Source organism: Polaribacter sp., assembly GCF_965656025.1.
Lineage (GTDB): Bacteria > Bacteroidota > Bacteroidia > Flavobacteriales > Flavobacteriaceae > Polaribacter.
In genome coordinates this window covers 21,728-25,674 of record NZ_CBFHJT010000018.1, presented here as the reverse complement: position 1 = coordinate 25,674, position 3,947 = coordinate 21,728, and the positions used below count along the sequence as shown (strand labels likewise).

The window sequence follows — 3,947 nt, the reverse complement described above, 5'->3', positions numbered from 1 at the left end:
CCTCATTAACTTCTCCAATATATCCTAAAACATTAGCAGCTGCATTTATTGGGTATTCTCTAATAATTCTTTTTTGAATATAAAAACCATGAAACTTATACAGTTTTTCTTGTAAAAAAGCAAAGTCTTCCTTTGCCAACTGTTTTAAAAATACCGAAGGCAAATAAGGTGCAAAATTGTTCGCCTTTTCAAATCGTTTTAAAAAATCATCTTTAGAAATCTTTAAAAGCTTACAAAACTCTAATGTATCTAATGGTTTTACTTGATTGGGTTGCACCATAACATCATAAGAAAGTTGATTTGCCACTAATAACTTTCCATTTCTGTCGTAAATATATCCACGTTCAGGATAATCGTACTCGATTTTTACTGCAGCACTGTGTATAGGGTCATAATTATCTCCACTCAAAATTTGAAGTTGAAATAAACGTCCTATAAACACTAAACACACTGCTGTGATTAGAAAATAAAGTAAAAAACCTTTTTGCATTATTGTTTTTTAGTAAAAATAAAAGTTGCTAAGAAATATAATACTAACGTAAAAATACTTGAAAAAAGTGTGTTTAATAGTACGCTCGTAATATTTTGAAAACTAAAGTTAGCAAAAGTAAATAAGATAAAATGATGAATTACTGTTAAAGTTACCACATAGTTAAAAACTTTGCCAAAAGACTCTATATGAATATCGAAAAAAGGATAATCTGCCTCGTATTTTCTAAAGTATAATTTTATAAAAAATAATCTAATATAAGCAATAGTTAAGGTTGCAAATGCATGTATACCACCAGAATCTGAGAACATATCTACACTTAACCCCAATAAAAAAGATAAAAACAAAAAAAGAAATCTGTCTTTATTTAATGGAAATAAAAAAATAAAAGCTATGTACAAATAGGGATTAATATAACCTAAAAACAAAATATTGTTTAACACAAACACCTGTAAAAACACGAGAATTAAAAACAATAAAGTAAAATAAAGTCTTTTATTCATTTACCGTGTTTTCTAAGGTTTGCAATTCTAATTTATGTAAGTTTTTAATTACATATACAGCTCCTAAATTACTCATATCGTTAAATAACTGAACATCTATTGTATTGTTTACCGTGTTTGTATTATTTACTTTTATTACTGATCCAATTAAAATTCCTTCTGGAAAAATAGCAGACCTACCTCCTGTTTCTATGGTATCACCGACCTTTATTGGCGCTTGTCTTGGTATGTCTGTCAGTTGCACAATGTTATAGTTTTCTCCATTCCATTTTAAGGAACCAAAATAACGTTCGTTTTTTAAGCGTGCGTTTATGCTACTGTTTTTATTTAAAATTGATTGAACACGTGTATAATTACTAGTAGAATTATCTGTAATACCTATAATACCTTTACTATTAATAACCGCCATTTCTCTATCTACACCTTGCTTTTTCCCTTTATTTATGGTTAAAAAATTAAACGCATTTGCGTAACTATTTTTTATAATTTTTGCATTTAAAAAAGTATATTTTTGAAAATATAAGGTCGAATCTATAACAACAGAATCTTTATCTAAACTGCTATTATTTTTGAAATCTAATTGATTGCGCAAACGGGTATTTTCTTCTAAAAGAAGTTCATTTTCAGATTTTAAATTAAAATAATCAGAAATGTTAGAAACTTGAGAATATATGCCACCTGAAACAGCATTGGCAGAATTTATAAATTTACTTTTTTGAAAACTAAGATTGTTAAACGTAATTGCCAAAGCAATAAATTGCAACAACAAAAAGAATAAAAAATATTTAAACTTTTGAAAAAAGTAAATAAGTTGTTGCATTTTTAAAACTAGTACGTTTTTATTTCATTAATACATTTTTGTATTTATCTAATTCTTTTAAAGCAATACCTGTACCACGAACAACAGCACGTAAAGGATCTTCTGCTACATACACTGGTAAATCTGTTTTACGAGACAATCTTTTGTCTAAACCTCTTAACATAGACCCACCACCTGCTAGGTAAATACCTGTATTGTAAATATCTGCTGCCAATTCTGGTGGCGTTTTAGATAAAGTTTCCATAACAGCATCTTCTATTCTTAAAATAGATTTGTCTAATGCTTTTGCAATTTCTCTGTAAGAAACTTGTACTTGTTTTGGTTTACCACTTAGTAAATCTCTACCTTGAACTAACATATCTTCTGGCGGACTTTCTAAATCTTCTGTTGCTGCACCAATACTTATTTTTATTTTTTCTGCTGTGGTTTCTCCAACATGTAAATTATGTTGCGTACGCATGTAATACATAATATCATTTGTAAATAAATCTCCAGCAACTTTTACCGATTGATCGCAAACAATACCTGCTAATGCAATTACAGCAATTTCTGTAGTACCTCCACCAATATCTATAATCATGTTTCCCTTTGGCTCCATAATATCTATACCTACACCAATTGCTGCTGCCATTGGTTCGTAAATTAGATAAATTTCTTTAGCATTCATATGTTTTGCAGAATCGCGTACAGCACGTTTTTCTACTTCTGTAATTCCAGAAGGAATACAAATAACCATTCGTAATGCAGGTGGAAATAATTTCTTTTTAATAGAAGGAATTTGTTTTACAAACTCTTTTATCATTTCTTCAGAAGCCTGAAAATCTGCAATTACACCATCTTTTAATGGACGTATTGTTTTGATATTTTCATGGGTTTTTCCTTGCATTAAATTGGCTTCTTTACCAATGGCAATGATTTTTCCGGTAATTCTATTTCTTGCAACAATTGAAGGACTGTCTATCACCACTTTTCCATTGTGGATTATCAACGTATTTGCGGTCCCTAAATCAATCGCAATATCTTCCGTCATAAAATCAAAAAAACCCATAAAATATCTTTGTTGTATTATTTTAACTAATGTATTACAAACTTACTAAATTTCTGATTGTAAATACACTATAAATTATTAATGTTTAAAATGTCTTGTACCAGTCATTACCATAGACAAATCGTTATCATTACAATAATCTATACTTAACTGATCTTTAATAGAACCACCTGGTTGAATAACACTTTTTACGCCTGCTTTATCAGCAATTTCTACACAGTCTGGAAAAGGAAAAAATGCATCACTTGCCATTACTGCTCCGTTTAAATCAAACTTAAAACTGGTTGCTTTTTCTATGGCTTGATTTAATGCATCTACTCTACTTGTTTGTCCAGTTCCACCAGCTAACAACTGCTTATTTTTTACTAAAATAATAGTATTAGATTTTGTGTTTTTACATAATTTGGATGCAAATAATAAATCTTCTAACTCGCTTTCTGTTGGTTTATTGTTGGTAACGTATTTTAAATCTTCTAATTGATCTGTAACATTATCTTTGTCTTGCACTAAATTACCATTTAAGCAAGTTCTAATGGTTGTTTTTGGTAGCGCTACTTCTTTCTGAATTAAAATAATTCTATTCTTTTTTCCTTTTAAGATTGTTAATGCTTCTTCTGAATAACTTGGCGCAATAACTACCTCACAAAATAATTTATGAATTTCTTCTGCTGTAGCAGCATCAATTTCTGTATTAGCAATTAAAATACCACCAAAAGCAGAAACAGGGTCTCCTGCTAAAGCATCTACGTAAGCTTGTTTTATAGTATCTCTTTGAGCAAAACCACAAGCATTGTTATGTTTTAAAATGGCAAAAGTTGGTGCTTCTCCTTTAAATTCTTCTATTAAATTTACTGCAGCATCTACATCTAATAAGTTATTGTAACTTAATTCTTTACCATGTAGTTTATCAAACATTTCTTCTAAATCTCCAAAGAAATATCCTTTTTGATGTGGATTCTCACCATAGCGTAAAACTTGCGCTTTTGTTTCACTAACTTTTAATGCCGGTTCTTCATCTGCATTAAAATAGTTAAAAATTGCAGTATCATAATGTGAGGATATATTAAAAGATTTTGCCGCAAATTT

4 protein-coding genes and 1 pseudogene are annotated in these 3,947 nt (G+C 29.4%); all 5 read right to left on the bottom strand.

Annotated elements, in window-relative coordinates; genetic code table 11:
- Positions 1-490, bottom strand: a pseudogene (locus ACTG3S_RS05155) (penicillin-binding protein 2); the annotation flags it as partial.
- On the bottom strand, positions 490-993 hold the full coding sequence (mreD, locus tag ACTG3S_RS05150; RefSeq protein WP_439128300.1) for a rod shape-determining protein MreD: 504 nt from the start codon (positions 991-993) through the stop codon (positions 490-492). The gene mreD and the pseudogene ACTG3S_RS05155, both read right to left, overlap by 1 nt.
- Positions 986-1,813, bottom strand: a complete 828-nt coding sequence (mreC, locus tag ACTG3S_RS05145; protein WP_439128299.1) for a rod shape-determining protein MreC — start codon at positions 1,811-1,813, stop codon at positions 986-988. Before mreC ends, mreD begins: the two co-directional genes overlap by 8 nt.
- Before the next feature lie 19 nt (positions 1,814-1,832).
- A complete protein-coding gene (locus ACTG3S_RS05140; RefSeq protein WP_439128298.1) occupies positions 1,833-2,861 on the bottom strand; it encodes a rod shape-determining protein in 1,029 nt (342 codons plus the stop codon).
- A 78-nt stretch (positions 2,862-2,939) separates the two neighbouring features.
- Positions 2,940-3,947 (bottom strand): bifunctional phosphoribosylaminoimidazolecarboxamide formyltransferase/IMP cyclohydrolase (gene purH, locus ACTG3S_RS05135; protein ID WP_439128297.1); only part of this gene is annotated, 1,008 nt, incomplete at its 5' end.

What these genes read in the sequence shown, in the direction of transcription:
- mreD (WP_439128300.1), bottom strand. Translation starts at nt 993, where the DNA reads ATGAATAAAAGACTTTATTTTACTTTATTGTTTTTAATTCTCGTGTTT.
- mreC (WP_439128299.1), bottom strand. Translation starts at nt 1,813, where the DNA reads ATGCAACAACTTATTTACTTTTTTCAAAAGTTTAAATATTTTTTATTC.
- ACTG3S_RS05140 (WP_439128298.1), bottom strand. Translation starts at nt 2,861, where the DNA reads ATGGGTTTTTTTGATTTTATGACGGAAGATATTGCGATTGATTTAGGG.